General features: G+C 39.0%; 1 protein-coding gene. It reads left to right on the top strand.

What is annotated here, in order from left to right:
• Window positions 1-721: ATP-dependent protease ATP-binding subunit ClpX (clpX, locus tag V7659_RS15600; RefSeq protein WP_335540769.1), on the top strand; the 721-nt coding region annotated here is incomplete at its 5' end.
• Between the last annotated feature and the right edge of the window lie 161 nt (window positions 722-882).

The following is an 882-nucleotide window of genomic DNA, read 5'->3' as shown; positions in this document are numbered from 1 at the left end:
TGATGAGATTGATAAAATTGCCCGTAAATCAGAAAATCCTTCAATTACAAGAGATGTTTCTGGTGAAGGCGTTCAGCAAGCTTTATTAAAAATTCTTGAAGGTACGGTTGCAAGTGTTCCGCCACAAGGTGGAAGAAAACACCCGCATCAAGAATTTATTCAAATTGATACAACCAATATCCTCTTTATTTGCGGAGGAGCATTTGATGGAATTGAACCAATTATTAAGCGCCGTTTAGGTCAAAAAGTAATTGGATTTGGATCAGATATTAAGCAGCAGGAAGTTTCTCAGAAAGAACTACTTTCTAAAGTATTACCAGAAGACTTACTTCGCTTTGGATTAATTCCAGAATTTATTGGACGTCTTCCAGTGATTGCGAGCCTTGAGCAGTTAGATGAAGCAGCATTAATTGAAATTTTAACGAAGCCGAAAAATGCGCTTGTTAAACAATATCAAAAAATGCTTGAAATCGACGATGTTGAGCTTCAATTTGAAGAGGGCGCTTTGACTGAGATTGCCAAAAAGGCAATTGAACGCAAAACTGGTGCACGTGGTCTACGTTCCATCATTGAAGGAATTATGTTGGATGTCATGTTCGACCTTCCTTCTCGTGACGACATTACCAAGTGCGTTATTACCAAAGAAACAGTCATTAACAATGGTGTTCCAAAACTCTTATTAGAAGATGGAACCGTTGTTGCTGAAGAAAAATCTGCATAATTGCACCGAAAGGCCTGGCACTAGCCAGGTCTTTTTGTCCTTATTATTGGTAGTGAGCAAATTTCTCGCCTTAATGAGCGGATTTTCATGATCAATGGGCGAATTTCCCGTCTTAATGAGCTAATTTCACAGTCCAATGGGCGAATCTCACAGTCCAATCA

Origin of the sequence: Neobacillus drentensis (genome assembly GCF_036966985.1) — a bacterium.
Lineage (GTDB): Bacteria > Bacillota > Bacilli > Bacillales > Cytobacillaceae > Neobacillus > Neobacillus drentensis_E.
This window is presented reverse-complemented; position numbering and strand designations above follow the sequence as displayed.